The organism is Alteromonas sp. MB-3u-76 (assembly GCF_002831605.1).
Lineage (GTDB): Bacteria > Pseudomonadota > Gammaproteobacteria > Enterobacterales > Alteromonadaceae > Alteromonas > Alteromonas hispanica.
Genome location: NZ_CP025115.1, coordinates 4,059,423 through 4,085,774, shown reverse-complemented (window position 1 = coordinate 4,085,774; position 26,352 = coordinate 4,059,423). Strand labels below are relative to the sequence as shown.

25 protein-coding genes are annotated in these 26,352 nt (G+C 43.7%); 19 read left to right on the top strand and 6 right to left on the bottom strand.

Annotation, left to right across the window (positions count from 1 at the left end; all coding sequences use genetic code 11):
* Positions 1-45: 45 nt before the first annotated feature.
* The 5 genes from CW735_RS18205 (at position 46) to CW735_RS18185 (ending at position 6,063) form a co-directional block, all read left to right on the top strand.
* Positions 46-1,650, top strand: a complete 1,605-nt coding sequence (locus CW735_RS18205; RefSeq protein ID WP_232368323.1) for a tryptophan halogenase family protein — start codon at positions 46-48, stop codon at positions 1,648-1,650.
* Between the two features lie 8 nt (positions 1,651-1,658).
* The gene (locus CW735_RS18200) at positions 1,659-2,387 is read left to right on the top strand and encodes a SapC family protein (RefSeq protein WP_100973069.1); all 729 of its coding nucleotides are present in this window, start codon (positions 1,659-1,661) and stop codon (positions 2,385-2,387) included.
* 48 nt (positions 2,388-2,435) lie between these two features.
* Positions 2,436-3,500 (top strand): cupin-like domain-containing protein, encoded by a 1,065-nt coding sequence (locus tag CW735_RS18195; RefSeq protein ID WP_232368322.1) that lies wholly within the window; start codon positions 2,436-2,438, stop codon positions 3,498-3,500.
* 13 nt (positions 3,501-3,513) lie between these two features.
* Positions 3,514-5,001 (top strand): tryptophan halogenase family protein, encoded by a 1,488-nt coding sequence (locus tag CW735_RS18190; RefSeq protein ID WP_100973068.1) that lies wholly within the window; start codon positions 3,514-3,516, stop codon positions 4,999-5,001.
* A 93-nt stretch (positions 5,002-5,094) separates the two neighbouring features.
* The gene (locus CW735_RS18185) at positions 5,095-6,063 is read left to right on the top strand and encodes a cation diffusion facilitator family transporter (protein WP_100973067.1); all 969 of its coding nucleotides are present in this window, start codon (positions 5,095-5,097) and stop codon (positions 6,061-6,063) included.
* Positions 6,064-6,114: 51 nt separating this feature from the next.
* On the opposite strand, the gene CW735_RS18180 is transcribed toward CW735_RS18185, so the two are convergent.
* Complete coding sequence (locus CW735_RS18180) at positions 6,115-6,861, bottom strand: sulfite exporter TauE/SafE family protein (protein ID WP_100973066.1); 747 nt, start codon at positions 6,859-6,861, stop codon at positions 6,115-6,117.
* Positions 6,862-7,329: 468 nt separating this feature from the next.
* On the opposite strand from CW735_RS18180, the gene CW735_RS18175 reads away from it, so the two are divergent.
* The 3 genes from CW735_RS18175 (at position 7,330) to CW735_RS18165 (ending at position 11,743) form a co-directional block, all read left to right on the top strand.
* Positions 7,330-8,415, top strand: a complete 1,086-nt coding sequence (locus CW735_RS18175) for a methyl-accepting chemotaxis protein (protein WP_100973065.1) — start codon at positions 7,330-7,332, stop codon at positions 8,413-8,415.
* Positions 8,416-8,479: 64 nt separating this feature from the next.
* Complete coding sequence (locus tag CW735_RS18170; protein ID WP_100973064.1) at positions 8,480-9,997, top strand: ATP-binding protein; 1,518 nt, start codon at positions 8,480-8,482, stop codon at positions 9,995-9,997.
* A 162-nt stretch (positions 9,998-10,159) separates the two neighbouring features.
* A complete protein-coding gene (locus tag CW735_RS18165; RefSeq protein WP_071980880.1) occupies positions 10,160-11,743 on the top strand; it encodes a methyl-accepting chemotaxis protein in 1,584 nt (527 codons plus the stop codon).
* 43 nt (positions 11,744-11,786) lie between these two features.
* On the opposite strand, the gene CW735_RS18160 is transcribed toward CW735_RS18165, so the two are convergent.
* The 3 genes from CW735_RS18160 to CW735_RS18150 all read right to left on the bottom strand — a co-directional run bounded on the left by CW735_RS18160 (position 11,787) and on the right by CW735_RS18150 (position 14,571).
* The gene (locus CW735_RS18160) at positions 11,787-13,187 is read right to left on the bottom strand and encodes an ABC transporter permease (RefSeq protein ID WP_071980879.1); all 1,401 of its coding nucleotides are present in this window, start codon (positions 13,185-13,187) and stop codon (positions 11,787-11,789) included.
* On the bottom strand, positions 13,187-13,936 hold the full coding sequence (locus CW735_RS18155) for an ABC transporter ATP-binding protein (RefSeq protein ID WP_232368321.1): 750 nt from the start codon (positions 13,934-13,936) through the stop codon (positions 13,187-13,189). Before CW735_RS18155 ends, CW735_RS18160 begins: the two co-directional genes overlap by 1 nt.
* 347 nt (positions 13,937-14,283) lie before the next feature.
* Complete coding sequence (locus CW735_RS18150) at positions 14,284-14,571, bottom strand: YebG family protein (protein ID WP_071980878.1); 288 nt, start codon at positions 14,569-14,571, stop codon at positions 14,284-14,286.
* 318 nt (positions 14,572-14,889) lie between these two features.
* Here CW735_RS18150 and CW735_RS18145 point away from each other — a divergent pair, with 318 nt between their 5' ends.
* From CW735_RS18145 to CW735_RS18120, 6 genes are all read left to right on the top strand, one after another.
* The gene (locus CW735_RS18145; protein ID WP_071980877.1) at positions 14,890-16,062 is read left to right on the top strand and encodes a GAF domain-containing sensor histidine kinase; all 1,173 of its coding nucleotides are present in this window, start codon (positions 14,890-14,892) and stop codon (positions 16,060-16,062) included.
* Positions 16,063-16,228: 166 nt separating this feature from the next.
* Entirely contained in the window at positions 16,229-16,630 is a 402-nt protein-coding gene (gene rpsF, locus CW735_RS18140) for a 30S ribosomal protein S6 (protein ID WP_071980876.1), read from the top strand.
* A gap of 11 nt (positions 16,631-16,641) precedes the next feature.
* On the top strand, positions 16,642-16,869 hold the full coding sequence (rpsR, locus tag CW735_RS18135; protein ID WP_012519954.1) for a 30S ribosomal protein S18: 228 nt from the start codon (positions 16,642-16,644) through the stop codon (positions 16,867-16,869).
* 26 nt (positions 16,870-16,895) lie between these two features.
* The gene (rplI, locus tag CW735_RS18130; protein ID WP_071980875.1) at positions 16,896-17,348 is read left to right on the top strand and encodes a 50S ribosomal protein L9; all 453 of its coding nucleotides are present in this window, start codon (positions 16,896-16,898) and stop codon (positions 17,346-17,348) included.
* Between the two features lie 107 nt (positions 17,349-17,455).
* On the top strand, positions 17,456-18,490 hold the full coding sequence (locus tag CW735_RS18125) for an IS110 family transposase (protein WP_100970746.1): 1,035 nt from the start codon (positions 17,456-17,458) through the stop codon (positions 18,488-18,490).
* 310 nt (positions 18,491-18,800) lie between these two features.
* Positions 18,801-19,883, top strand: a complete 1,083-nt coding sequence (locus tag CW735_RS18120) for an MBL fold metallo-hydrolase (RefSeq protein ID WP_071981384.1) — start codon at positions 18,801-18,803, stop codon at positions 19,881-19,883.
* 26 nt (positions 19,884-19,909) lie between these two features.
* Here CW735_RS18120 and CW735_RS18115 read toward each other — a convergent pair whose 3' ends face one another.
* Positions 19,910-20,545, bottom strand: a complete 636-nt coding sequence (locus CW735_RS18115) for an MOSC domain-containing protein (protein WP_100973062.1) — start codon at positions 20,543-20,545, stop codon at positions 19,910-19,912.
* Positions 20,546-20,665: 120 nt separating this feature from the next.
* On the opposite strand from CW735_RS18115, the gene CW735_RS18110 reads away from it, so the two are divergent.
* The 5 genes from CW735_RS18110 to dnaB all read left to right on the top strand — a co-directional run bounded on the left by CW735_RS18110 (position 20,666) and on the right by dnaB (position 24,957).
* Positions 20,666-21,241, top strand: coding sequence for an RNA polymerase sigma factor (locus CW735_RS18110; protein ID WP_071980873.1), 576 nt, complete (start codon positions 20,666-20,668; stop codon positions 21,239-21,241).
* A complete protein-coding gene (locus CW735_RS18105) occupies positions 21,234-21,731 on the top strand; it encodes a hypothetical protein (RefSeq protein ID WP_071980872.1) in 498 nt (165 codons plus the stop codon). Before CW735_RS18110 ends, CW735_RS18105 begins: the two co-directional genes overlap by 8 nt.
* Before the next feature lie 14 nt (positions 21,732-21,745).
* Complete coding sequence (locus CW735_RS18100; protein WP_083595411.1) at positions 21,746-22,732, top strand: DUF4097 family beta strand repeat-containing protein; 987 nt, start codon at positions 21,746-21,748, stop codon at positions 22,730-22,732.
* Positions 22,733-22,913: 181 nt separating this feature from the next.
* The gene (locus tag CW735_RS18095; RefSeq protein ID WP_071980871.1) at positions 22,914-23,384 is read left to right on the top strand and encodes a hypothetical protein; all 471 of its coding nucleotides are present in this window, start codon (positions 22,914-22,916) and stop codon (positions 23,382-23,384) included.
* Between the two features lie 187 nt (positions 23,385-23,571).
* Complete coding sequence (dnaB, locus tag CW735_RS18090; protein WP_071980870.1) at positions 23,572-24,957, top strand: replicative DNA helicase; 1,386 nt, start codon at positions 23,572-23,574, stop codon at positions 24,955-24,957.
* A gap of 189 nt (positions 24,958-25,146) precedes the next feature.
* Here dnaB and CW735_RS18085 read toward each other — a convergent pair whose 3' ends face one another.
* Complete coding sequence (locus tag CW735_RS18085) at positions 25,147-26,352, bottom strand: OmpA family protein (RefSeq protein WP_071980869.1); 1,206 nt, start codon at positions 26,350-26,352, stop codon at positions 25,147-25,149.

Sequence of the window (26,352 nt, the reverse complement as noted above, 5' to 3'; positions counted from 1 at the left end):
TTCAATCGAAATCAAATAATTCATCATTTTAGGTAAGAGTGGAACGTGACATTGCACGATAACTTTGAAGACAACGAAACAGCGATTCAGTCTATAGTTGTTGCTGGTGGTGGTGCAGCAGGTTGGTTAACCGCCGCAGTGATTGCCGCAGAGCACAATGTTAAAAGTAATCACAATATTTCTGTCACATTAGTTGAGTCTCCTGATGTCAAAATTTTAGGTGTCGGTGAGGGCACATGGCCTACTATGAGGGATACTCTTAGAAAAATCGGAGTTGATGAAAACGAATTTTTGGTTGCTTGCGACGCATCTTTTAAGCAAGGAACCAGGTTTACTGATTGGCGATACGCCCCTTCTAATCAGCGCACTGATGTTTACGACCACCCGTTTAGTTTGCCCGCAGGCTTTTTTGAGGGAAACATCGGGGCATGGTGGTTACTGAATCAGCACAACGATTCTGGAGCGCCATCATTCTCACACGTTGTCAGTGCGCAATCTTTTTTGTGTGATAGTCATAAAGCGCCTAAACAAGCACAAACTCCTCCTTTTGCAGCAGTCGCTAATTATGGCTACCACTTAGACGCACACAAATTTGCTGAGTTTCTGAGAAACCATTGCGTTAATGTACTTGGTGTTGCGCATGTCCGCGACCACATAAAAGCGGTAACAGTTGACGGTATTGGTAATATCTCCGCTCTTGAGTGCACTAACGGTAATATCACAGGGGATTTATTCGTAGATTGTACCGGTTTTGCGGCAACCTTAATTGGTGGGTATTATCATTCAGAATTTACCGATGTCTCCTGTGGTTTAAAAAACGACAGTGCTGTGGCTATTCAGGCAACTTATAAGAATGAAAACGAAGATATTGCCTCTGCAACGCTCTCAACAGCGCATAAAAACGGTTGGATTTGGGATATTGGCCTGCCGCATAGAAAGGGAGTAGGGTGCGTCTATAGCAGCGAATTTTGCAGCGAAGAAAAGGCGGTAGAAACGCTACTATCTTATGTTTCATCTTGCGATAAGTTATCCTCTATATCTGGCGATGCCATTCGGAAAATTTCATTTAATCCAGGCTATCGAAAAAAAGCATGGGTGAATAATTGCGTTGCAGTTGGCACAAGCGCAGGTTTTGTAGAACCTTTAGAAGCATCTGCTCTCGTTATGGTGGAACTGTCTGCTAAATTTATAGCGCAAAATTTACCGGCTCATCGCGACCTATTAAAGGCAGTTGCTAAGCAATTTAATGCAAATTTTTCTCAGCGTTGGGAACGAATCGTCGACTTTTTAAAATTACATTATGTGTTAAGTGAACGTCGAGACTCTGAGTATTGGCGATATATGTCTAGTCTAGAAACAGCTTCCGACCAACTTCAAGAATGGCTTATGCAATGGAGGTATAGGCCAGTGTCGACATCTGATTTCATTTACGCGGATGAGTTATTTCCTGCAGCCAGTTACATGTATGTCCTTTATGGTATGAAGCCACCAAGCGCATTTCATTTGGAACGGTTGCGCTACAGCACGAGTTTGATGTCGTCGACGTATAATGCGGTACGACAAACGCAGAAGTATGGGCAGCAGCAGCTATCTGCTTTGCCTTCAAATAGGACGCTTATCAATTCTATTCGTTCGGTGAATAGAGCATAGGAGATTTTATGGCACATCATGTATTGCTTAATAATGTAGAGCATAAAGATGTAAAAATAGCACAGAGCTACCAGCATGCTTTTGGCCATGACCAAATGTGTGTGCCAGTTTTCCCGGTTGAAGTACGCCATGCCCAAGCATGTTACCCCTTAGTTTTTGCAAAAGATGCGCAAGAAAACTTTCAAATGGTTGCTCTCCTTGGGCTAGAGCAAAATGAAAATTTGTTTCTCAAAGACGGTGAATGGAACGCATCGTACAAACCACTTTTGGTGGAAAAAGGCCCTTTCCTTATAGGTCGAAATACCTCAAATGCAGAATCGGGAGAGACACTATCAATACATATTGATATGGAGGACCCTCGGGTGATTAAGGGGGAGGATGGAGCGTCTGATAGTGTTAGCGTGTTTCTGCCCCATGGTGGTAATAGCGAATATATCGATAATATTGCTAATGTGTTAAGCACAATACACGAATCTCAAGCGGTCCATAAAGAATTCATAGATGCAATGACGAGATACGATCTTGTCGAGTCATTTGTTGTGGACATAAATTTAGATGGTAATGGTACTAATCGATTATCTGGCTTTTACACCGTTAATGAGGACAAGCTCAATGATTTAGACGCTGAAGCATTGTTTGCACTCAATCAAAAGGGGCATCTTTCAACAGTCTTCATGATGCTCGCTTCCATGTCGCAGTTGAGCAAAATAGTTGATATGAAAAAAGCGGTGCTGTGAAAAGTACTTTGCTCATAAAATACAGCGCCAAGGCAGGAAGAGGTAATAATGCTCAAAGAAAACAGTAACTCTGTGCGCAGCCAATGGCAGATGTCATGCGCCTCGCCTTCGGTGGTTGATGCCTCTGTAGTTGGCGCGAAACGAGAAAGCCTAAAAGGTTTTTTAAAAGGTCGCGACGAGCCTGTTTTCATTTCCAATCTTGTTGAAGATTGGCCATTGGTGAATGCCGCAAAAACTTCAAATGACGAGCTTCGTGACTACCTTTTGTCATTTGTTGACCAAGAAACAACGGTAGACGCCCTTCACCTTCCGTTTGAAGATAATGGAAGGATGTTTTATAACGAAGAGTTGTCGGGTTTTAACTTTACGCGCTCAAGAATACGTTTCAGCGAAGCACTTTCGAAATTGAAACGCTATGAAGCTAAGTCGCAACCCGACACCCTCTATGTGGGCTCAACAACGATAGATAGTTGTTTACCCGGCTTATTAACTGAAAATGACATCGGGCTCAGTGAACTCAAACCGTTGGGAACATTATGGCTTGGGAATAAAAGTAGAATAGCAGCTCACTACGATGCGTCAGACAATCTAATTTGCGTGGCCGCTGGTAAACGGCGTGTAATCCTCTTTCCGCCAAATCAGGTTGAAAATCTGTATATTGGCCCTCTTCATTTCACGCCTGCAGGGCAGTCTATTAGTATGGTTGACTTTGCAGACCCAGACCTTACCGCATATCCAAAGTTTGAAGAAGCAATGCGTCACGCTTTGGTCATTGATTTATCTCCCGGCGATGCTTTGTACATTCCCGCCATGTGGTGGCACCACATAGAAGCCAAAGAAGATCTTAATTTGTTAGTGAACTTCTGGTGGCGAGAGGGTGAACAATTTTTAGGGCGTGCTGAAAACGCGCTTTATCATGCTTTGCTCACACTTAAGCAGTTGCCTAAACCTCAAAGAAAAGCATGGAAGGCATTATTTGATTTTTATGTGTTTTCGGGTGATGACCATCGATTTCAACATATTGAGGATTCAAAAAAAGGACCCTTGGGGGATATTGATGAAAATACGCATCGTCAGTTTAAAGCGTGGCTTGTAAATAATTTAAAGCAGTAGTTCTGAGGTTTTTATGACAGTGTCTAATCAGGCAAGACAGAAACAACGAATAGTAATAGCCGGCGGCGGTACCGCAGGATGGATGGCGGCGGCAGCGTTCACACGTCTATTGGGTAAGGAAGTTGACGTTACGCTTATAGAAAGCTCAGATATCGGTACCGTAGGTGTTGGTGAGGCAACTATCCCTACTCTCGTTTTCTTTCATAAGCTGCTAAAAATAAGCGAACAGGAGTTTATGTCTGAGACCAATGCGACATTCAAACTCGGAATTAACTTTGAGAATTGGAAAGATGTTAACGACGCCTATCTTCACGCATTTGGCGTCACTGGTAAGGACTGTTGGGCTGCGGGCTTCCAACATTTTTGGCTTAGAGGATTAAAAGAGGGGCTTGCAGGCGACTTTGGTGATTATTGCTTGGAGCGGCAAGCTGCAGAGGCAAATAAATTTGCGCATCTGCCTAACAACGGTCTGAACTACGCTTATCATATTGACGCTACAAAATATGCTTTGTTTTTGCGTAAGCTTGCTGAAAAGGAAGGGCTGAGACGCATCGATTCTACAATATGCGATGTAAAGCTACGAGAGAGTGACGGTTTTATTCAGTCTCTTACTCTTAGCTCTGGTGAAACCATTGAAGGAGACTTCTTCATTGATTGTTCTGGGTTCAGGGGGCTTTTGATAGAAAAAGCGCTGCATACAGGATATGAAGATTGGTCTCATTGGTTACCCTGCGACAGCGCAGTTGCTGTGCAGACAGAGTCAGTAGGCGACCCTATTCCATACACCCGCTGTATTGCCCATGAAGCTGGGTGGCAATGGCGAATCCCTCTCCAACACCGCGTTGGCAATGGTATGGTGTTCTGCAGCAATTACTTTTCCGATGAGCAGGTGGTCGAGAAACTACTAGCAAACGTGGAAGGCAAACCGTTGAATGACCCTCGCGTTATTCACTTTAGAACGGGGCGAAGGAGGAAGCAGTGGAATAGAAACTGCCTAGCTTTAGGGTTAGCAAGCGGTTTCTTAGAGCCGCTTGAGTCGACAAGTATACATCTCATTCAGCAGGGAATCGTTCGCTTTTTACGTATGTTCCCAACCCAAGGTGTTATCCAGGAAGATATCGATGAATTTAATAAGCAATCAGAATTCGATATCGAGCATATTCGCGATTTCATTATTTTGCACTATCACGTTACGAATAGATCAGACACTCCTTTTTGGCGTCATTGTCGTCAAATGGATATACCTGATTCTCTCACACACCGCATTGAATTGTTTAAGAAAACAGGCAGAGTTTTTCGCGAAGGCAACGAGTTATTTGATGATTCTTGGCAACAAGTAATGATTGGTCAAGGTCTCATGCCGCAAAGCTATCACCCTATTGTTGATACAATGAGCCGGCAAGAGCTCGCTAGTTTGTTAAACGGCATTAGCGATGGTATTTCCCGGAGTGTCGATAAGCTTCCGCCACATCAAGACTACATAACGAGGTTTTGTGGATAAGCTTTAGATTGCATGAGCCTGTTTTTTTAAATGCCCGATGTGTTTAGTCGGGCATTTTCGTATACGCTTATATAAAAAACAGTAGAGCTGTATATGCATCATCACCATCACCACGTGCATAGCCACGAACACCACCACGAAAGCAAGGTTACTGACAGTAATAGAATAGGTTGGGCTTTCTGGCTAAATTTTGTTTTTACCATTATTGAATTTATTGGCGGCTGGTTAACAAACAGTGTGGCTATTATGGCTGACGCAGTGCACGACCTTGGCGATACGCTATCTATAGGCCTTGCTTGGTACCTCAGTAAGCTGGGGCATAAAGCTGCAACGGAAAAGTATTCTTACGGCTTTAAGCGGCTAAGTTTGCTTGGAGCGATGATAAATGGACTGATTTTGATTGTGGGTTCAATATGGATATTGCTTGAGGCAATACCGAGACTATTTAACCCTACCATGCCAGTCACTGAAGGCATGATAGTGCTAGCGATAATGGGAATAGCGGTTAATGGATTCGCAGCTTATAAATTAAGTGGCGGCCACTCTATGAACGAGAAAGTGCTCAACTGGCACCTAATTGAAGATGTGATGGGGTGGGTTGCGGTATTATGTGTTGCGATTTTATTGCAGTTTGTACACTGGCCAATTCTTGATCCTATTCTCTCCATCATATTTACGCTATTTATCTCGATCAACGTTGTGCGGTATGTGGTGAAAACCATGAAACTGTTTTTACAGGGCGTACCAAATCAAGAAAGCAGAGTAGCAATTCGCAGCGCCCTGCTTGAAGTGCCTCATGTCGAGGAAGTTCATCATCTGCACTTTTGGTCATTAGACGGTGAACAGCACGTACTCACCGCCCATTTAGTGATTGACTGTAGTGTGGATACACAGACGCTGCTAAGACTCAAAAGTGAAGTTGCAGAGCGTTTGACTGAATTTCAGCTTGCTCATACAACAATAGAATTTGAGCTTCCTGGAGAGCCATGTAGAGATAGCAAAGATCATCTTCATCGACATTCTCACAACAACGAACATGTAGAAATTGAACACTCGAAATAGCACTTATTTGCCGAGTTTGCATTCACAGCGCTCTATTTACATGCTTTTGTGTCAAATCTGTATATTTTGAATGATAAGCAGACTGCCACTTAGGGTAAGCATCAGTAAAGCAAGGGCTCGAATGTGTTTTGCAGATACTCTAGCTGTAAGAAGGCGTCCAATTCGTGTGAAAATGAGTACCACAGGCACGGCGAAAAGTGTCGATATAAGCATGTCGTAAGAGGGCAGTGCACCGAAAGGAACTACAATGAGTCTTAGTAGCGAAGTCATACAAAAGAACGCGAGCAACGTAATGCGGATTTCTACAATTGACCAAGTTTGGCGGTAACATTGAAATACAACCGGTGGTCCGAATGTTGAAAACAATCCGCCGAGCACTCCGCTTAGTGCGCCTGCTACACCAAAACCGAAAGGCGAAGTCGACGAAACACTGCGCTTAACCAGCAGTAGTGCGCAACACAATAAAATAATGCACCCAAGTAACACATTTAGCCAGTTTGACATGTATTGTGAAAGGTACTCCAACAGCACATAGCCTATGGCTAAAAATGGGATTGCTGTTGATAGTAAGATTATGAAGGCCTGTTTATTTACATGGTGGGTGTTTCTAAACACCAAGCTAACAGAGTTAAACAAGCTTAAAAAACTGACTAAAAACGTGGTTGCCGTAAGCGGCATGATGTTAAGCAGAGTAAAGCTAGAGACCACGATAAGACCAAAGCCAAAGCCGCTCAGCGTTTGAAGAAGTGTCGCTACACTTAATAGCGCAAACATTAAAATTAGCGTTTCAAACACCATTGTGGAAAATCACCGCAACAATAAGGCAAGTAAATAATTGGTTAGCGACTGTTAATTTTTGCTCAAAACCGCAGCCCAACTGCTTAAAAAAGACATCAGCTAAAAATGCTGCAATGGTAACCTCTTTTCAATTTGTTGAAATGTTACTAATAAGCTGTTTCCTACTATTCATCTAAACGTTGATAAAATTTGCTACTGCAAGTTCACACTCTTACACGGCATTTGCAGTGAGAAACTGTAGGCCCGCTATCCAGTGTTGAACCTTATTTTTATCGCCAAACTCTTATCTAAAATCATAAAAGGCCCTTAACAGCTGAAAATAAGTAAAGTGTTAAAGCAGCGCGTGGTACGGTCGATAACATAACTACATGCTTTTATGTTCGTTTTCTACTTCAGGTTAATAGTCACTGCGGTTTACTTTCTGTTACTCTTGAAAAAACGAATTACTCTCACTTTTCGGTAAATTATATGTTTGTTTCACGCGGTAAATATGAAGAAAAAGAAGCGCAAGCTAGGCAGCTAGAAATGCGTCTTCAAGATACCTTGGATAAGGTAGCGCAATTAGAAGCTGAAAACTCAGCCTTAGCTAACGAAGTTGAAGAGCTGACTGCCGCGGGAACTCAGGCTAATGATTCTGTACTTCTCAAGTGTGTGATAGATGCATTACAGCAAATAGACAGCATTAGAGAAACAGTGCTGGCTGCATTTGAAACCATCGACGCCGAAAGCCGTTCAATATCCGATATTGATACCTTGTTTTCGCAGTCGGCATCAACGCTTGGCAACATTGTTAACGACATGAGCGGCTTAAATGTTCAAATGGGCAGTATGAGTGAGCGTATTTCCGGTCTATCAACGACGGCGGATAACATTAATAAATTCGTTACAACCATTACCAGCATATCAGACCAAACTAACTTACTAGCACTTAATGCGGCAATTGAAGCCGCTAGAGCCGGCGATGCGGGAAGAGGTTTTAGTGTGGTTGCCGATGAGGTACGAGCGCTTGCGACTGAAACGAATAAGTCTGCAACGGAGGTATCTGAATTAGTAAACGGCATTATTCAGAGCACGGCAAAAGCGGTGTCGGGTGTAAACGAACTGCGCAGTAATAACGAAAACTTAGAAGCGGGTATTAACGAGTTAAACGGCAGTTACGAAGGTATGGTGGGCCATTGTAAGACAATGAAATCGACCATAACTGATGGTGCCTTTAGCACGTTTATTCAAACCGTTAAGTTAGACCATGTTGTTTGGAAAGCTGATATCTATGCCATGCTTTGCGGGTATAGCAATAAGTCAGTATCCGAACTATCAGATCACACAAATTGTCGCTTAGGGCAGTGGTACAGGGAAAATACGGGTAGCCATGTAGGTAAGTCAGCAGCTTTCCGAGAGCTTGATAGCCCACATGCAACAGTACATTTGAGTGGAAAAGCAGCCATAGAAGCAAAATTAGCAGGTGATCAATCGACATCTGATGCTAAGCTTATAGAAATGGAGCAGGCTAGCGCACGAGTGATGCAGATTCTCGACACGCTAGCTAATTATTAGTCATTGCTAGCAATTAAGCGGGTCTAGGTTTAAGGCCCGTCGTTGTCTTGAAGGTAGCTTACGTTTGAGTAATGAGAAAAACCACATTGCCAATGAGAGGGTTAACGAGCTTGAAGCCCGCGTCAATTCATTAGAGCGGCAGCTAAAGCGCCAAAAAATAGCCCGTAAAAACGCTGAATCCTTTTTAGAAACCTATTCTCAAGATGCGTATTTAGCTAACCAAGCCCTCCGAAAATCCCTTCAAGCTTCTAAGCAGCGAGAACGAGAGCTGCTCTATTTAAGTCGCTCTGCATCACAGCTTGGTGCAAACAACACTGTCGCATCCTTTATTTTCTCTGCGCTTGAGTCCGCCGTTGAGTTTTGTCAGGCCCGCTGTGGAAAAGCCTTCATTGTGAAAAATGGCGATATGGTGGTAGGTGATGACAATAAAGTATTAACGCCGAACGAAGGTTGGATTGAGGCTAATGACCTCTCTACGCTTATTGTCAATGAGCTACCTTTAACTCTCACCGAAGGTTATGCCCACTGGTGTGTTAATGCTGTTGAGCGCGATGATACAAAAAAGGAAGCGAGAGTTATTCATTTTATGCATGAGCTTGCGGATAACGAGTTTGCTTGGCTAGCGTTGTTAACCGAAGACGACAATCTCGATGAAGAAACCCTTTATATACTCGATACCACAAAGCATTATTTGAATTTTGGCCTTCGCTATCAACTCAAATCCCATAAGCTTAGCCACCAAGAAGCTGCCATATCAACAATGCAAGAAGATAGGAAGCAGTTGGAAGAAAGGCTTGTTAGTGCCGATAAAATGGCCATGCTTGGGCAGCTTGCTGCGGGGATTGCCCATGAAATTAACAACCCTATTGGTTACGTTCGCAGTAACACAACAGTTGCTAAAGAAATTTTCAATGATTACCAAAGTGCCCTTGAGCAAATAGGCGACTTGTGTCGTGAGGCCGGCGGACACATAGCCAGCACCTTCGAGAGGTTAGAGAAGGATTACGCCTTAAAAGACAGTGCTAAAGATATTGCTGAGATGTTTGAAGAGTCTTCAGAGGGAATAGAGCGGATTATTGATATCGTTAAAGCACTGAGAAGCTTTTCTTACCCGAACTCTGATAAACGTACTGAAATAAGTGCAACAGAGGCGTTCCAGACCGCAATTAAACTCACCAATAATCTTTATAGGTATAAAAACAATGTCATTTTTTGTGAGCCAGAACATGATGTGACGTTTAAAGGGAATTCAGGGCAAATACAGCAGGTTCTTGTCAACTTTTTAACCAACGCTATTTATGCCACTGCAGAGGGTAAAAATATTACGTTGAAAGTTGAGAGAGACAATGACAACGTGCTGCTCATTGTTGAAGACGAAGGCGCTGGGATGTCAGCCGAGGTGCTCAACAAAGTATTCACCCCATTTTATACCACTAAGCCGCCGGGAGAAGGTACAGGGCTTGGTATGTCTATTTCGCTAACAATAGTAGAAGAGCACGGCGGAAAAGTAGATATTTACAGTACCGAGGGGGTGGGCACGCGAGTCGTCGTCTCTATCCCTTGTAGTTCGCCTGAAGATTAGTGGGTAAAAGGCACTAGGCCAACAGGCATATAAATCTCGTAACACTTTTTTTTAATTAAAGTTTTTCTAAAACTAGACGTTATCTAATATTGATCTAATCTTAATTGTACGGTTCAGAGGCCTATCTGTTGCCGCGATTAGACCTAACGGAGCACGTTTTGAATGAGAAATAACCAGCCTGTTACTCAAAAAGAGTATAAATACCCTTCTCACTATAGACTTATTTCGTCTACCGATAAGCGCGGTGTCATACAGCACTGTAACGACGATTTTGCAGAGGTCAGTGGTTTCGAGCGTGATGAACTAATAGGTAAAAACCATAACCTTATTCGTCACCCCGATATGCCACCTTCAGTATTCAAAGAAATGTGGGCAACACTAGAATCGGGTAAGTGCTGGCTTGGGTTGGTGAAAAATAGACGAAAAAATGGCGACCATTATTGGGTATCGGCGTTTGTAACGCCGGTTTACGAAAGTGGCGCTATTGTTGGTTACGAGTCTGTTCGTGTGCCCGCGTTTGATGATGAGATTAGGCGCGCAACCGACATGTACAAGCGGCTCAATGCGGGGCAGTCTTCAACGCCTTTATCACAACAGGTTACCCAAGGCTTAGCTCATGTGTGGCCCTCTCTATTGATTGGGCTGTTTATGGTGGCAGCAGTGTGGTTTACCGCAAATACAACTGCAGCTGTTATTTCATTTGTCGCGCTTCTTGTATTAATTGCAGCTCAAGCGGGCAAAACGAAAGCTGAATGGAAAGAGTTTCTGTCGCTAAGCCCCGAAAGTTATAACAATGAAATTGTTGCGCAAACCTATTTCGCTGATGCCAGTCATATTGCGCGAGCAAAACTGACGTTGGGGTGCGAACTTGCCCGCACCAGAACGGCGTTAGCACGGATCAAAGATGCATCTGCTGGCTTAGAAGCGGTTTCTAGAACAACCCATACTCAAGCAGAAAACACGAGTGCCGCGGTTGTACAGCAAAATCAGGCAACACAACAAATAGCGTCTGCGGTAACGCAAATGAGCCAAGCTATTCAAGAAGTAGCAGAGCGCGTAGAGAGCAATGCGAAAAGCGCAAAAACCGCTGCTATGAATGTGGATATGGGTAATCAAAAAGCAGAAGAGGCCATGCAGGCGATAGTGTCTTTGCGCCAAGCGGTAGAATCTATTTCAGAGACAGTGACCGAGTTAGCGCAGTCTACGAGCGATATTGGCGAAGCAGCCAACATCATTTCTGCCATCGCCGAGCAAACCAATTTGCTGGCGCTTAACGCGGCCATAGAGGCGGCAAGAGCGGGAGAGCAAGGTAGAGGCTTTGCGGTTGTTGCCGATGAGGTGCGTACGCTGGCCTCACGTACTCGCGATTCAACAGATAAAATACATAATATTATCAACGAGCTTGCAGAGCGCTCGGACAGAGCAGTTAGAGTGTCTACCGACGGACTGGCGTCTGCTGAAAAAGGCAGCTTGATTGTCGAGGAAACTCGCGGAGCCTTATTTGAGATAAATAATGCAGTGAGCGGTATTGCAGATGCTACTGTTGAGATGTCATCGGCCGTTGAAGAGCAAAGTACGGTAGCCGAGCATATTAATCAGCAGCTTGTAGATGTGGCAGATGGCGCTGAAGAGACGCAGCGTTCCTCTGAAGCCTCACTTGCAGCGAGTGATGATTTAAAAGAAACAGTCAAACAAGTTCACGAACTCGTACTTCGCTTTAGTACCGAAAAACGCGTTGGTGAATAGCAGTCGTTTAGCAAAGTTAACGAGTAGGCTCTATGCCCACTCGTTAACTGTCATTTAAATCTCTGTGTAACCCCCGTCTATAGGCGGCATACGCGGGGAAAAAAGATACAAGATAAGTGCTTATTACAACAAGTAGTACGATAATAGCACTGCTTTTTGTGACTAGTACGCTTCCTAAAAATACCCCGTATTCGCTACTTAGCCAGGGCTTTATACCGTGTAAAAGGCCTAGCACTAATAATATACTTATACAGCAACCCGCAAGTGCGATAAGCAATGCTTCTATCTGCACCAGTATTAACAATGTTGCTGGGCTTGCCCCTATTATGCGAAGTACCGCAATTTCGCGGTAACGCTCTCGCATTGTTGCTAGCAGCATAGTGGAAAGCCCAAACAGTGAAGAAACAACAATGAGTGTTGATAGCAATAAAAGTAATGCCTCTACATTTCCCATGATTTGCCATAGTTCAGCAAGCGCCATTCCTGGCAATATAGCAAGCAACGGCTCATCGCTACGCTGATTAATTTGATATTGTAGTTGCAGAGCCGTTACTCGGTTTTCTAGCCCTAACATTACCGCCGATACTGAAGAGGTGCGGATGCTATCAATGTCATAGTTCTCATAATGCTCCTCATGATGCTCCTCATGATCCTTTTCATCCCGCCTTGAAGCATGGTCTTCGCTGTGTTCTGCTTCATGCACTTCAGCGCCATGCTGACCTGAAGAATGAGGTTTCGCTAACGCTGATGACTTTTTAATTACTGTTGGCTTTTTAATGGTTAACGGTTTAGTAATAGATGAAGAAGCACTATGGCTATGCGCTTGTTCTAAGCCGCTAAGGGTAATGTAAACCGCTTTATCAACAGGGGTGCCTGTTTTATTCAATACGCCTACCACGGTAAATGGGTAGGCGTCGTGCTGACGAAATGAAACATTGCCCAAACCATGGGATATAACAATGTTATCGGCGACGGAGTATCCTAAGCTCTCGGCAATATCTGCACCTATAACTGTAGAGCCAGCGTCGGAAAAAAGGCCTCCAGATGCAAAGGATAAAGGCTGTTTATCGCCATACTTAAAATGTTGGAAGTAGGCATTTGTGGTTCCAATAACACGAAAACCTTTATGCGTATCGCCAAGAGAGATAGGTATCAGCCATGAAACCCGAGGGTCTTCTTGAAGCGAGAGCACACTTTTCTTACTTATTCCTTTAGTGGGCGCCGACAGGTTGAATACTGAAGAGAGCAGTAAGTTCAGCTGTCCATTAGGTGCGCCAACAATAACATCGACGCCAGATACTGTTCGGGTAAAGCTACTTTTAACCTGAGTGCGAATGATATCAACCGAGAGTAAAAGACTCACGCTAATAACAATACTGACCAATGTCAGTAATGCCGTGCTTTTGCGACGTTTTAAGCTTTCAATGGCGATGGTGGTTAACATTAAAGCCCACCTTCCAACATCTTCAAAGACTCTGTATCAGAAGCAGCGTTATTTGGCGTTGTAAAATTCCGCATTTCTAGGTGGTTTGAGAAATACTTCATCATGTAAGGGTCATGACTTACGAAAACTAAGGCACTGTCTTTGGCGACACTTTTTAATATCGCCATAAAACTATCTCTTGCCTTCGCATCTAATGCCGACGTAGGCTCATCAACTATTAGAACATCAGGTGAATTTATTAGGGCGCGGGCAATTGCTATGCGCTGCTGCTGACCCACACTCAAAGCATCAGCTTTAACGTGAAGCACCTGTGGCGAAAGCGCTAATTGTTCAATTAACATAACAATGCGCTCATCGACTTTTTTACTTTTAATCGGGTTGCCAGCAAAATACATTGCAGCCTCTATGTTCTGCTTTACAGACAGATAGGGAATTAAATTAAATTGCTGAAAAACCACCCCGATGTGGTTGGCGCGAAATCGGTCTCGCTGTTTGTTTGAAAGAGAGGAGAAGGGTTTTTCTAGAAGGCTTATAGAGCCTGAGTCGGGTGTTAAAGTGCCGCTTAATAGATTGAGGAAGGTACTTTTGCCACTACCGGAGGGGCCGGAAAGAAAAACATGTTCGCCTTTATTCAATTGCCAATGGGGAATGTCGATAACGGGCGTGCCACCCTTTCGATAAGAAAAGCTAACCCCATCAACAGCAATGGCGACTTTGTACGAACTCTCAGTTTTTGTTATCGCTTCCACGTAAATCCCTAACTAATCTCTCAAGTGCTCGCGTTTCATAAGCTGCTTCAGTACTTTGATACCTTATTACGGTAACGAGCTGACACAATGTATTGTTGCAACCATGCTACCGAATAAGTTGGTTGTTACATAGTTTTACAGCAAAAATCATTGTGTCTTCAGCACTTTTCTGTAGCGGGTTCTTTCGGCGTGATGCTCTGGCGCGTCACTCATAGCATTTACGGACTACGCACAAAGACTTGCCATAAAGTTCTTGTGATACAGTAAAAACGCCGCCTGGTTTAAGAGAGTTAGTCAGAAATTTAATCGCTGTTGCAAATATTTCTATTACAAGAAAGCGAAGCGCTTTATCCGTTGGCCTTAAGTTTTACTACTTCCGCGCTCTCATCTTCAAGCACGCTATCTGCAGTGGCCCCTTTAAAAATTTTGCTTACCTTGTCTTTATTCTTAGACAGTAGAATTGTTAGTTCTTCTACCGCCTTGTCTTCAAGAGTAATGCCTTTGGCGAGGATATACTGGGCTAAATTGTCCGCTGCATCTAGCATCTTATCGTACTGATCGGCTTCTTTTTTATCGGTAGTTACCAATTTTTCTACCCCTTTGTGCGTAACAACATACTGTGTGGTAATGGCCATGGTAGGTCCCCTTTTTGTAAGTTCCCGAAAACCTTACCGCATTTAACTGTATAAATAAACAGTTATTTGGTGGATTTTACAACAGCGCGTTGTAAAGTGGTTCAAGTTACATCCACGCTATATCAATAATTACTGTCAATACCTACTGTCTGTTCTGTGGATGTATAACATTTAACCAGGCCCTAAGATAATATCTTTTATTTTCCACTTTTCAGTGTCAACATACAGGTATGGGACGATTGCTCATTCATCGTGAAGCAGGTTTTTATTCCATAAAACCTTAAAAAGCTTGGACGCACGTAGCATGGAAAGACTTAAATGAGCACCACAACATCAACAGACATAAGCGCGATACAAACCATAGATGCTATTCCGCATATCATGGAGATGCTGGCAGATATCACGGGTTTACGATTTATTTGTGTTGCGCGGGTAACACAACAAGAGTGGACAATGTGTTCTGTGCTGGATCGGGTTGAATTTAATTTAAAACCTGGTGACCAGTTAGATATTCAAACCACGTTTTGTAATTCGGTTAGAATGTCCCAAAAGCCCATTGTTATAGAGCACGCCTCTAACGACGAGGAATATCAAAAAAGCCCTATCCCCGGTTTATACGGGTTTGAGAGTTACTTTTCCTATCCAATATACGATACCGAAGGGAATTTCTTCGGCACAATTTGTGGGTTAGACCCTTTGCCGGCGAAGTTAAAAACGGAGTCGATCACTCAACAGATATCTTCTTTTGCAGCGCTTATATCTCGTCAAATCACCCTTTACGAGTCTCTTGAAGATACCAAAGCTGAACTCTTTGATGAGCAATCTGCTGCCAAATTACGAGAGCAATATATTGCTATATTAGGCCACGACATTAGAACGCCTTTGTCATCAATCAAAATGGGGATCGATTTTCTCTCAGACTTGCCTCAAGAGCACACGGCTAAAACCATATTGAAACGCATGAATAACAGCGTTAGCCGTATGACTAGACTTATATCAGATGTAATGGATTTTACACACGGTAAAATGGGTAGCAGCATTCCGTTAGAAAAAAAACACACTAATAATTTAGGCGCACTATTGCGCTACACCGTGTCTGAGTTAGAGCTTACCCACAGCGAATGTGCTATCAAGTATCACATCAATATAAACACTTCGGTTTTTTGTGACCCAGACCGCTTAAGCCAGGTGTTGTCTAACTTATTGACAAATGCAATTGTTCACGGAGATATAACCAAGCCTATTCACGTTTATGCTGACTTAGTTGATAACGAACTTATTATACGCGTTACCAATAGCGGTGAGCCAATAGCAAAAGAATCTATGTCCCGTCTTTTCCAGCCGTTTTGGCGTCACGAGAAGCAGAAAGACGCAGGAGGTTTAGGGTTAGGCCTCTTCATCGCTTCGCAAATAGCAGCTGCTCACGAAGGAGTGCTGAGCGTCAATTCAGATAAAAAGCAAACCGAATTCGTCCTCGCCATTCCGGCATAGTCGTCAGCCCGCCATAGCAGCACATAATTATGCTCAGTACAGGTGATTAATGCTTGTGCAAATTCTACGGTATGCGTATAATGCGCGCCCTTACAGCCATCCTAACTCGTTCCTTGTCTCCATACAGTTGGCTGTACTGTCGAGGCTACAACCGTAAGGAGCTATAATGCGTCATTACGAAATCGTATTTATGGTTCACCCTGATCAGAGTGAACAAGTACCTGGTATGATCGAGCGTTATACTACAATTCTTAAGCAAGACGGTGGTCAGATTCATCGTTTAGAAGATTGGGGCCGTCGTCAATTGGCTTACCCAATCGAAAAGCTGCACAAAGCCCACTACGTACTAATCAATGCTGAAGCATCTGCAGAAGCTGTTGACGAATTGGAAAATGCTTTCCGTTTCAACGACGTGATCCTACGTAACATGGTTATGCGCACTAAGACTGCTGTGACTGAGCCTTCTCCAATGATGAAAGAAGAGCCACGTCGTGAGCGTCGTGACGATTCTGCTCCTCGCACAGAGCGTGCAGAAAAGAAAACTGAAACCACTGAAGACAACGCTTAAGGAGATCACCCATGGCTCGTTTTTTCAGACGTCGTAAGTTCTGCCGTTTCACTGCAGAAGGTGTGACCGAAATAGATTACAAAGATATCGCTACTCTTAAGAACTACATCACTGAGAGCGGTAAAATTGTCCCTAGCCGTATTACTGGTACTAGCGCAAAATATCAGCGTCAGTTGTCATCTGCGATAAAGCGCGCACGTTTTCTTGCGTTGCTTCCGTACACTGATTCACACAAGTAATTTGGCGAACTTAAGGGGTAGCTTAGATGAACATCATCCTACTAGATAAAATCGCCAACCTTGGCGGCTTGGGCGACCAAGTGACTGTAAAGTCTGGTTATGCGCGTAACTTCCTTTTCCCACAGGGTAAAGCGGTTCCTGCAACTAAAGACAACGTTGAAAAGTTCGAAGCACGTCGTGCTGAACTAGAAGCAAACATTGCTGAGCAGCTAGCTGCTGCAAACGCAAGTGCTGAGAAAATCAATGAGTTGGCTGAAGTTACAATTGCTGCACCTGCTGGTGAAGAAGGCAAGTTGTTTGGCTCTGTTGGTACTCGTGACATCGCTGATGCAATTACTGCAGCTGGCGTTGAAGTACAAAAATCTCAGGTTAAACTACCTACTGGTACACTTCGTGAAACCGGTGAGTACGACATCGACGTACAGCTTCACGCTGACGTAATCACTTCTATTAAAGTGATTATTATTGCTGAAGCGTAAGCGCTGACGATTAGTTGAAAAAGCCGCTCATTAGAGCGGTTTAATTAGATGGTCCGCCTCACCTCTAAGCTAATCTTAGAGTTAGGCAATCAAAGAGGCGAACCATCATGTCTACTATTAAAGTTCTTGGAATCGATTTAGGCAAATCATCTTTTCACGTGATAGGCCGCGACTATTCAGATAATCAAATCATTCGCAAAAAATTTTCCCGCTCGGCACTCATTCACTATCTTCATCAATTAACGCCATGCACAATTGCCTTCGAAGCTTGTGGCGGTGCGCACTGGCTTGGCAGGCAGTGTGAGTTGATGGGGCATACGGTCAAACTAATCCCGCCACAATACGTAAAACCTTTCGTTAAAAGCAATAAGAATGATTTTATTGATGCAGAGGCCATATGCGAAGCATCAATAAGACCGAAAATGCGGTTTGTCAGCGTCAAATCAGAAGAAGCCCAGGTCATTTCAGCTATTCATAAAGCAAGGCATGGTTATGTCAAAGACAGAACAGCCTGCATGTCCCGTATAGGCTCCTTACTGCTGGAGTTTGGCATTGCACTTCCAACAGGCCATAGCGTAATGAAGCAACTGTTTAACTGGCTTTCACAGCAGCGGCAGGTCTTGCCAGGGTTACTTATGGAAGAGCTCATGGAGCTGCACGAATATTACCTGCTCCTTAACAGGAACATTGAGAGACAAGATAAAAAGCTAAAGCAACTGGTTGATACAAACCCGATAGGGCAGCTTCTTAAAACCATCCCAGGTATTGGCGATATGACCGCCAGCCTTTGTATTGCCAACATCAGTAGCGCTACGGATTTTAAAAACGGAAGAAACATGGCTGCATGGTTAGGGTTAGTTCCAGCGCAGTACTCAACTGGCGGTAAACCCAAATTACTGGGGATAAGCAAGCGGGGTAACAAAGAACTCCGAACCTTGTTTATCCATGCCGCCAGGGCGGTTATGTCCAGGCCGGATAAGACCGGAAAGATTTATGGCGAGTGGTTGATAAATTTACGCGCCACCAAGCCATTCAATGTTGTAACCGTTGCCCTGGCCAACAAACTGGCCCGAATAGCATGGGCAGTGATGAAAACAAAAAAAGCATTCAACAGCAAAGCGTTAGCACCGGGTTTGCAATGATAAATATGATGACGAAAACGGTAGAACCACTGGATTAAAACCTGACATAAAAAACAGCTCTCAGAAGCTTTCGGTTTTTTGAGGATAATCCAGCGCGGATCTCATCGTGGAGCGGGTTGCGAAAGCGCCTAAACAGACTCCGAATACATTAGCGCATAACCAACCCCGTTATCGAAATTAATCATTGCAATAACGAGGCGGACCATACATTTTTATGTCTAAACATTTACTTACGTTTTTTGTTTTTTCCTTCTCCCTATTCAAGTACAAATATTTTACTATCAGTTTTATTGAAACCATTGAGCTCGAAATGAAATACGTCTTTTTACTCTTTACGCTCTTACTATGTGCATGCGCAGTAGACAATACTGTCCAAACTCTTGCGCACTCTAATACCGTAGTAAAGCGCTCGCAATTCGAGGGTGAGGAAGACCGGTTTGCCAACATTTATAAAAATTTTCCCGATTACCCAGTGACTTGCCAATCTAACTGCTATCCTCCAACTGAGCGCGTTGAGTGCGAAGCAAAAATGCAGGATTGCTTTTACAAAGGTAACAACCCTTCCTTATCAATCAACAGTGGCTTTACAATTAAATGGCTTGGTCATGCTAGCTTTGTTGTGTCTACCAGCAACAACCAGCAATTCTTGTTTGACCCTGTATTCGATCAGTTCGACTGGCCGGTAGACTGGGGCTTTAAGTTAGCAGAAGGCTTTTTTCGTCAGTCTGCGGCAACGATGACACGAGATGAAATAGAGCGCACAAATGCGGTGATGTACTCCCATATTCATTATGATCACTTCAATAAAGCAGACATTAAACACATAGGTAATAAGCCTTCATATTTGGTGCCGTTAGGTTTTGCTGAGCACTTTCCAACAGGCGGTTTTGATATTACGGAAATGGCTTGGTATGCAAACAAAAAAGTGGGTGATACCACTATTCATTTTGTTCCTGCTCACCATTTCAGTAGTCGTATTGTAGTGCCGTATCTATATGAGGATAACGACAAGGCGCTGTGGGGAGGCTGGGTTTTAGAGAATCAGGGTAAAACACTATTTTTTTCCGGCGATACGGGGTACTCCAAGCATTTTGAAGATATTGCAGATCGTTTTGGTAGCATAGATGTTTGTTTACTTCCCATTGCTTCATATTTTAGTGAGTCTTCGCCTAAGTGGTATCGCAATGTTCATACTACTCCCGAAGATGCATTAGTGGCGGCTAAAGAGCTAGATTGTAAAGTTGTCATCCCATGGGGATATGGCAATGCAAGCTGGCAAATGGGCGACAAAACTTCTCATTCAGCCCTATTCAGGCTATTAAAAATGGACGAGAAGCTGAGCAATAAAATTCCGCTTTACATCCTCAATGAGGGAGAAGAAGTGGCGCTTTAAGAGCCACTAACTAGCTTTTTTGCTTCTTAAGCGGCAGCTATTTTTTCGCACTTTAAGCGCCATTCGTCATCAAGTATGGGCAGTGCCGACAACTTAGCTGCTAGTGTTTTGTCTGTTTTTTTGTGAGCACATTGCATAAGCTCATGTACACTCACCGTATTGCTGGAGCGCTCTACTAAATTTACGGCATCGCCGGGGTAAATTATGCCAGGCTCCAAAACTCGGTAGTACCACCCAGTTATTCCTCTCTCACCAACGAACCTGTCTAAATTAGAAATACCGTAACGTTGAGATATTTTATTACACGGCGCTCTAGGGGCACTTACCTGAAGTTGTACATTACCAAATTGCCAAATATCCCCAATAAACACGGTGGCGTCGTCCGTACCCTCTACACTGAGGTTTTCACCTATGCTGCCTGGCACAAAATTGCCCTCTGGAAAGTGCTTTCTCAAAGTTAGGTAATTTAGCGGGTTATATTGATGCAATACTTTTTCAGGGCCACCATGCAGGCGTTGATTAGCTTGCAGATCTTCTTCTGTTTTGTCGATATGAACAGTAAGTTGCGCGACGGCTTCTTTGACAATACTACTTAGCGATTTACGAGGACCTAATGGCTTAGGTTGGCCTGCGAACAACGCTTCTACTCTGAATTCTGACATATCGGCTCCGTGTTTTTGAAAAAAGTTATTCTTCTCTTTAAACCTTTCTACTATAGGCTACGACTAAGGATATAACACTAACGAGATTCGTTACCCAGTGTACACAAAAAAGAGAGTGTCATGGAGCAGGCCCTAAAATCTATTTCCCCGAACAAAGAGGTATTTACCGTTAAAAAGGAAAGTGCACTTATTGCTGATGTGAAAGCGGGAGATAAACATGCCTTTAAGCTGTTGTATCAGCAGCATATAGGCCGTGTTTATGCACTGTGTTATCGCATGACGGGCGAAAAAAATATGGCCGAAGATGCTGCTCAAGAGGTTTTTATTCAGCTGTGGAGAAAAATTGCGAATTACGATGGAAATAGTCAATTTAGTACTTGGTTACACAGTGTAACTGCCAACGTCACCATTTCGTATATGCGTAAACAGAGAGGCTGGTTTCAACGCATGCTGAACATTGAGCTAAGTGGGGCCAGTGAGCCGGTTGCACCGCAACAACCAGATAACGAAGACTTAGAGAAACACATAAGAGCGCTGCCAGAGCGGGCTAGATTAGTCTTTGTTTTGCATGCGGTGGAAGGTTATCGACATGAAGAAATAGCCAAAATGTTGAATATGGCGGTAGGTTCAAGTAAAGCCCAACTGCACCGAGCCAAAGGGCTATTAAAACATGCCATGGGGTATAAAGATGAGTAAAGCTGACAAAACGCTATCGCAGCGAGTTCTTCAGATGCCTAAGGAGCAGCAGCCCGAGCGAGATTTATGGCGAGGCATAGAGCTTGGTATCACAAGTGATGAGGACGCTTTCGAGCAGCACTCGAATACCTATCGACGCTGGGGAAGTGTAGCGGCTTTGCTGGGCGTATTCAGTGTGCTCTGGTTCTTTACATTCGAGATAGATGAAAGAGAAAGAGCGTCTCCTGATAACTACGCGCTAGTTGAAGTGCAAAGTGCGCAGCAGCAGCAATACTTAACAACTCTGTTAGCAAGCTATGAAGAAACGCCAGCGTTAACAGAAAATTGGCAGCAACAGCTTAACGAGTTAGATGAAGCCGCAGATGCAATAAAAAAAGCGTTGAAAGAAGACCCTGACAATACCGCGTTAATAAAGATGCTACACCATGTTTTTCAACAACAAATTGCCCTAGTTGAGCGAGTGCACGCGCCAAAATGGCAGCAAATTTAATAAGAGGTAATACCATGAAAATAAGACAATCTAATTCACCATCATCTGTAGTCGCACATGCGCTCGCGGCGATTATGCTGTTTGTGGTTTCGTTAGGCGTTAGTGCAGGTGAAAAGGTGGATAAAACCATTGATACTTCATCATCGCCTAAAGTGGATATAGAGCATGTAAACGGGCGAACAGAGGTAAAAGTGTGGGATAAATCTCAAGTTCGAGTTTTTGGAGAGCTAGGTGAGCGAACCGAAGAGTTTATTTTTGAGAAACGAGGTGATGTGGTTGTCATTCACGTTGAAGTAAAGCGCAAGTCAAAACAATGGTATGGCAACGATAAAGATGGAGACGACCTTACGGTTTATGTACCGAAAGACAGCGACTTGCATTACACAGCAGTAAACGCAGATATTATGGTTAATGGAATACAGAACGCTGTTGATATCGAGGTGGTTAACGGTGATGTAACGTTGCAAGACGTTGGGAGTCGTGTCGAAGTAGAGTCGGTAAATGGCGATATTGAACTACGCAATATTATTGGGGAATTAGATGTTGAAACAGTGAATGGCGACATTGATGTTCAACACTCTGGCACTAGCGATATCTCATTTACCTCGGTAAACGGCGACCTTCAAGTTGACACCACAAGCCCTGATGTAGCGGTAGAAACTGTTAATGGCCGAATAGATCTCACCTTGGCAGAGGTCGATGCATTAAGTATTGATACGGTTAATGGAAAAACCACAGCTCGCATGTCACTGAACGCGAATGGACAGGTTAAAGCCAATTCAGTAGGTGGCTCGATATCGCTGACTTTCCAAAGTGATGTATCCGCCCAGTTTGATATTGAGGCCCATGCAGGAGGTAGTATTAAGAACCGTATTAGTAATGACAAAGTGAATAAGCCAAAGTATGGCCCAAGCAGTTCGCTGCGCTTCATAAAAGATGGGGGCGCTGCCAACGTAGATGTCTCCACCGTAAACGGTCGCATTGAATTAGATCAAAAATGAATAAGTAAGCGTTTTACTAATTCGATTACTAGGTTGAAAATTAGTTTTTAATCCATATTTATTAATCGACGAACGGCAAAGCTGCTCAGATACGGGCGGCTTTTTTATTTTGTGTTAAGTACTGCATGTTAAGTACTAAATGCTAAGTACTACATGCTAAGTACTACCCAGGGGGAAAACAGTGAAAATTATTGGACATGTTAAACGCTTTTGGAAATTCCATAGCCTAATTATAGGTGCGTTTGGCATTTGTGCACTCACGTTAGGATGCGCAATTAAGGAACCTGCAGTGTATGAAGGAACCTGGGTTGTCACAGATGCTTATCCCCAAGGTGCTAGCAGTGTAAGTGATAGCGCTGATAGCGTTTTAGGAAGCTCCGTAACCTATTCGGCTAAATCGGCCCGTTTGGACCAGGCTACTTGCGATGTGCCAGTATACAAATCAGAGCGTTTAAATTCAGACGATTTTTTATTTCGCTATAACGTAGAGCAACAGCAAATTGGTTTTACATCCGACGATGTTATCGAAATCACACTATCCTGTTCATCTGATACCTCTGACCTAGGCCGCACATTACTTCTTCAACAAGATGCATATGCTGTAACGCCATCAAAAGGTATGTTCTTCCGCCTTGAAAAAGCAAAGATATAAATTAGCCGAGTAAGGTTTTTTTATACAAGGAGACCTAGGCAAACCAAATGGTGCAGCAGAGGCGGGTTCCCTTTTTAGAATAAAAGTTGTGCTAGTGTGGCCAATCTCTAATTTAGCGTATTGAGGCAAGCGTACGAAAAGCGCATAATAGTGAATTGGTTTTGATACTCTGCAATAGGTTCGATTAGTGGCTTCTCCTCCTCAAGGCGATAAGAATATAGAAAAATTGAAGGTTCCACCTCACAGTATCGAGGCGGAGCAATCTGTTTTGGGCAGTATGCTTATTGACCCTGAAAGTTGGGACAAAGTTGCTGAACTTGTTACAGAGACAGACTTTTATAACCGGTCTCACCAAACTATCTTTCGCGCTATTGTTCGCCTACTTAATACCAACCAACCGATTGATCTAATAACGGTTTCAGAAGAGCTCGAAAAGCACGATGAGCTTGATGATGCTGGTGGGTTTGCTTATTTGGGCGAACTAGCTAAAAACACGCCTAGTTCCGCAAACGTGGCTTCCTATGCTCAAATTATCAGTGAGCGCGCCATTACTCGTGAGCTTATTGGTGTCGCTCACGAAATTGCCGAGATCGGTTACAACCCCGAAGGTCGTGACAGCGCTGATATTCTCGATTTGGCTGAAAGTCGGGTGTTTGAAATAGCAGAGCGCAGAACCGGAGAAAACGAGGGGCCCCGTGACGTAGGGTCGGTGCTTGGAAAAACTATAGACCGACTTGAAGAGCTAGTAAAGACTAATAAAGAAGTGACTGGTGTTACCACAGGTTTTACCGACTTAGATAAAAAAACCAGTGGATTACAACCTTCCGATCTCATTATTGTTGCGGCAAGGCCATCAATGGGAAAAACAACCTTTGCGATGAACTTGGTAGAAAATGCCATGATGGCAGAGGAAAAGCCGGTATTAGTATTTAGTTTAGAAATGCCTTCTGAGCAAATTATGATGCGTATGCTTGCATCACTAAGCCGGGTTGATCAAACAAAGATTAGAACCGCGCAATTAGATGATGAAGATTGGGCGAGGATTTCTAACACAATGGCTATGCTTAAAGATAAGGACAGGCTGTTTGTAGATGACTCTTCTGGTTTAACGCCTATGGATGTTCGCAGTAGAGCCCGGAAATTAGCTAGAGAGCGAGGTGGGATTAGCCTGATAATGATCGATTACCTTCAGCTCATGCGCGTACCTTCGTTAAGCGAAAACCGAACACTTGAAATAGCGGAAATATCTCGCTCACTTAAAGCCTTAGCAAAAGAGCTGGAGGTGCCAGTGGTAGCACTGTCTCAGCTTAACCGAACGCTAGAGCAACGTGCAGACAAGAGACCGGTTAACTCCGACCTCCGTGAATCTGGCTCTATCGAGCAGGATGCCGACTTAATCATGTTTATTTATCGCGATGAGGTATATCACGAAAATAGCGAAGATAAGGGGATTGCAGAGATTATTATCGGTAAGCAACGTAACGGCCCTATAGGTACGTCAAGATTAACCTTCCAAGGACAATTTTCACGGTTCGACAACTACGCAGGTCCTGCGATGGCCGATGAATATTAGCGTTCTTTTCACTAATTGAGTTAAATCAGCCCGCGTTAACGAGTGATTGATAAGGCGTGTGTAAAAATATGTGACATCAGCCAGCAGTGCTAAATGACCATGGGAGAACGTCAGTTAGAACGGGCTACACAGATACAAAGACACAAAAAAGGCGCCATCGGCGCCTTTTTTAATCGTTAAATCAGAAGATTATTTCTCTTCAGGTACTTTAACTGTGTCTTTAACTGTCACTGAAATGCGACGGTTAACACGATGTGCTTCAGCATTGCTAGCTGTATCTAGCAATTGTGTTTCACCGTAACCTACAGTATCTAGACGCGTTGCATCGATACCGTACATATCAACCATTACTTCTTTGAAGTTAGCTGCACGACGCTCAGATAAGTCCATATTATAAGACTCAGTACCCGGTGCAGAGGTGTGACCTTCAATTACTGCAGTTGTAGAAGGATACTGCTTCATGAATTCTGCGAATTCTGAAATTTCAGGATCCTTTGGCATTTTCACAACGGCACTTTCGTTATCGAAAAGAACGCGCAGTGTAATTTTTACTGTTTCTTGGTCGAATACAGTACAGCCTTTAGCATCAACTTTTACACCAGCTTCTGTATCTGGACACATGTCTTTGCTATCTACAACGCCATCGTTGTCAGCGTCTTTGATTGCACAACCCATTGCGTCTACTTGTGTGCCAGCAGGTGTGTTAGGACATTGGTCAACGCTGTTCATAACGCCGTCATTGTCGTTATCAACACTACAACCAGTTGCGTCTACACGTACGCCTGAAGGTGTCATTGGACATTGGTCCTTGCCATCTACTACGCCATCGTTGTCGCTATCCACAGGTGCTTTTGGCGTGCTTTTACCGAACGGTACTGCAAGGCCTAATTTAAAGCTGTAATCGTTATAGTCTTCACCGAAGTCATGGTAAGCAGCTACTTCAGTAATAAGTCTCACTGACCCATCAAGATCCCAATGTTTACCAATACCAATGTTGCCTTGCGTTGTTGAAACGCCTACTGACTGGCGCTTAACACCACCGAAAAGGAACCATGCGTCATCAGGCATGAAGTACATAGCATCTACGCCAACCATTTCACCGTCTGCATCGCCAGCAGAATTGCCCGCCGCGCTGTCTAGGTTTAAGTCAGTTATTTCAATACGCGCTGCCCAGCTTTGTGTGAAGCGAAATCCGTATTCAACTGATAGGCCTTGGCCTTCGTCATAGGCACCGTTTTTAGTTAGGGAAAGTGGGCGTGATTCGTCGGCGTTGTAGTACATGCCAGAAAGACCAATCCAGTGTTTGTAATCTGGTTCAGAAGATTCTTGTGCAAACGCATTCGTCGAAGCCATTACAGCAAGAGATAGCGCTGCTAGTTTTAAGTTGTGTTTCAT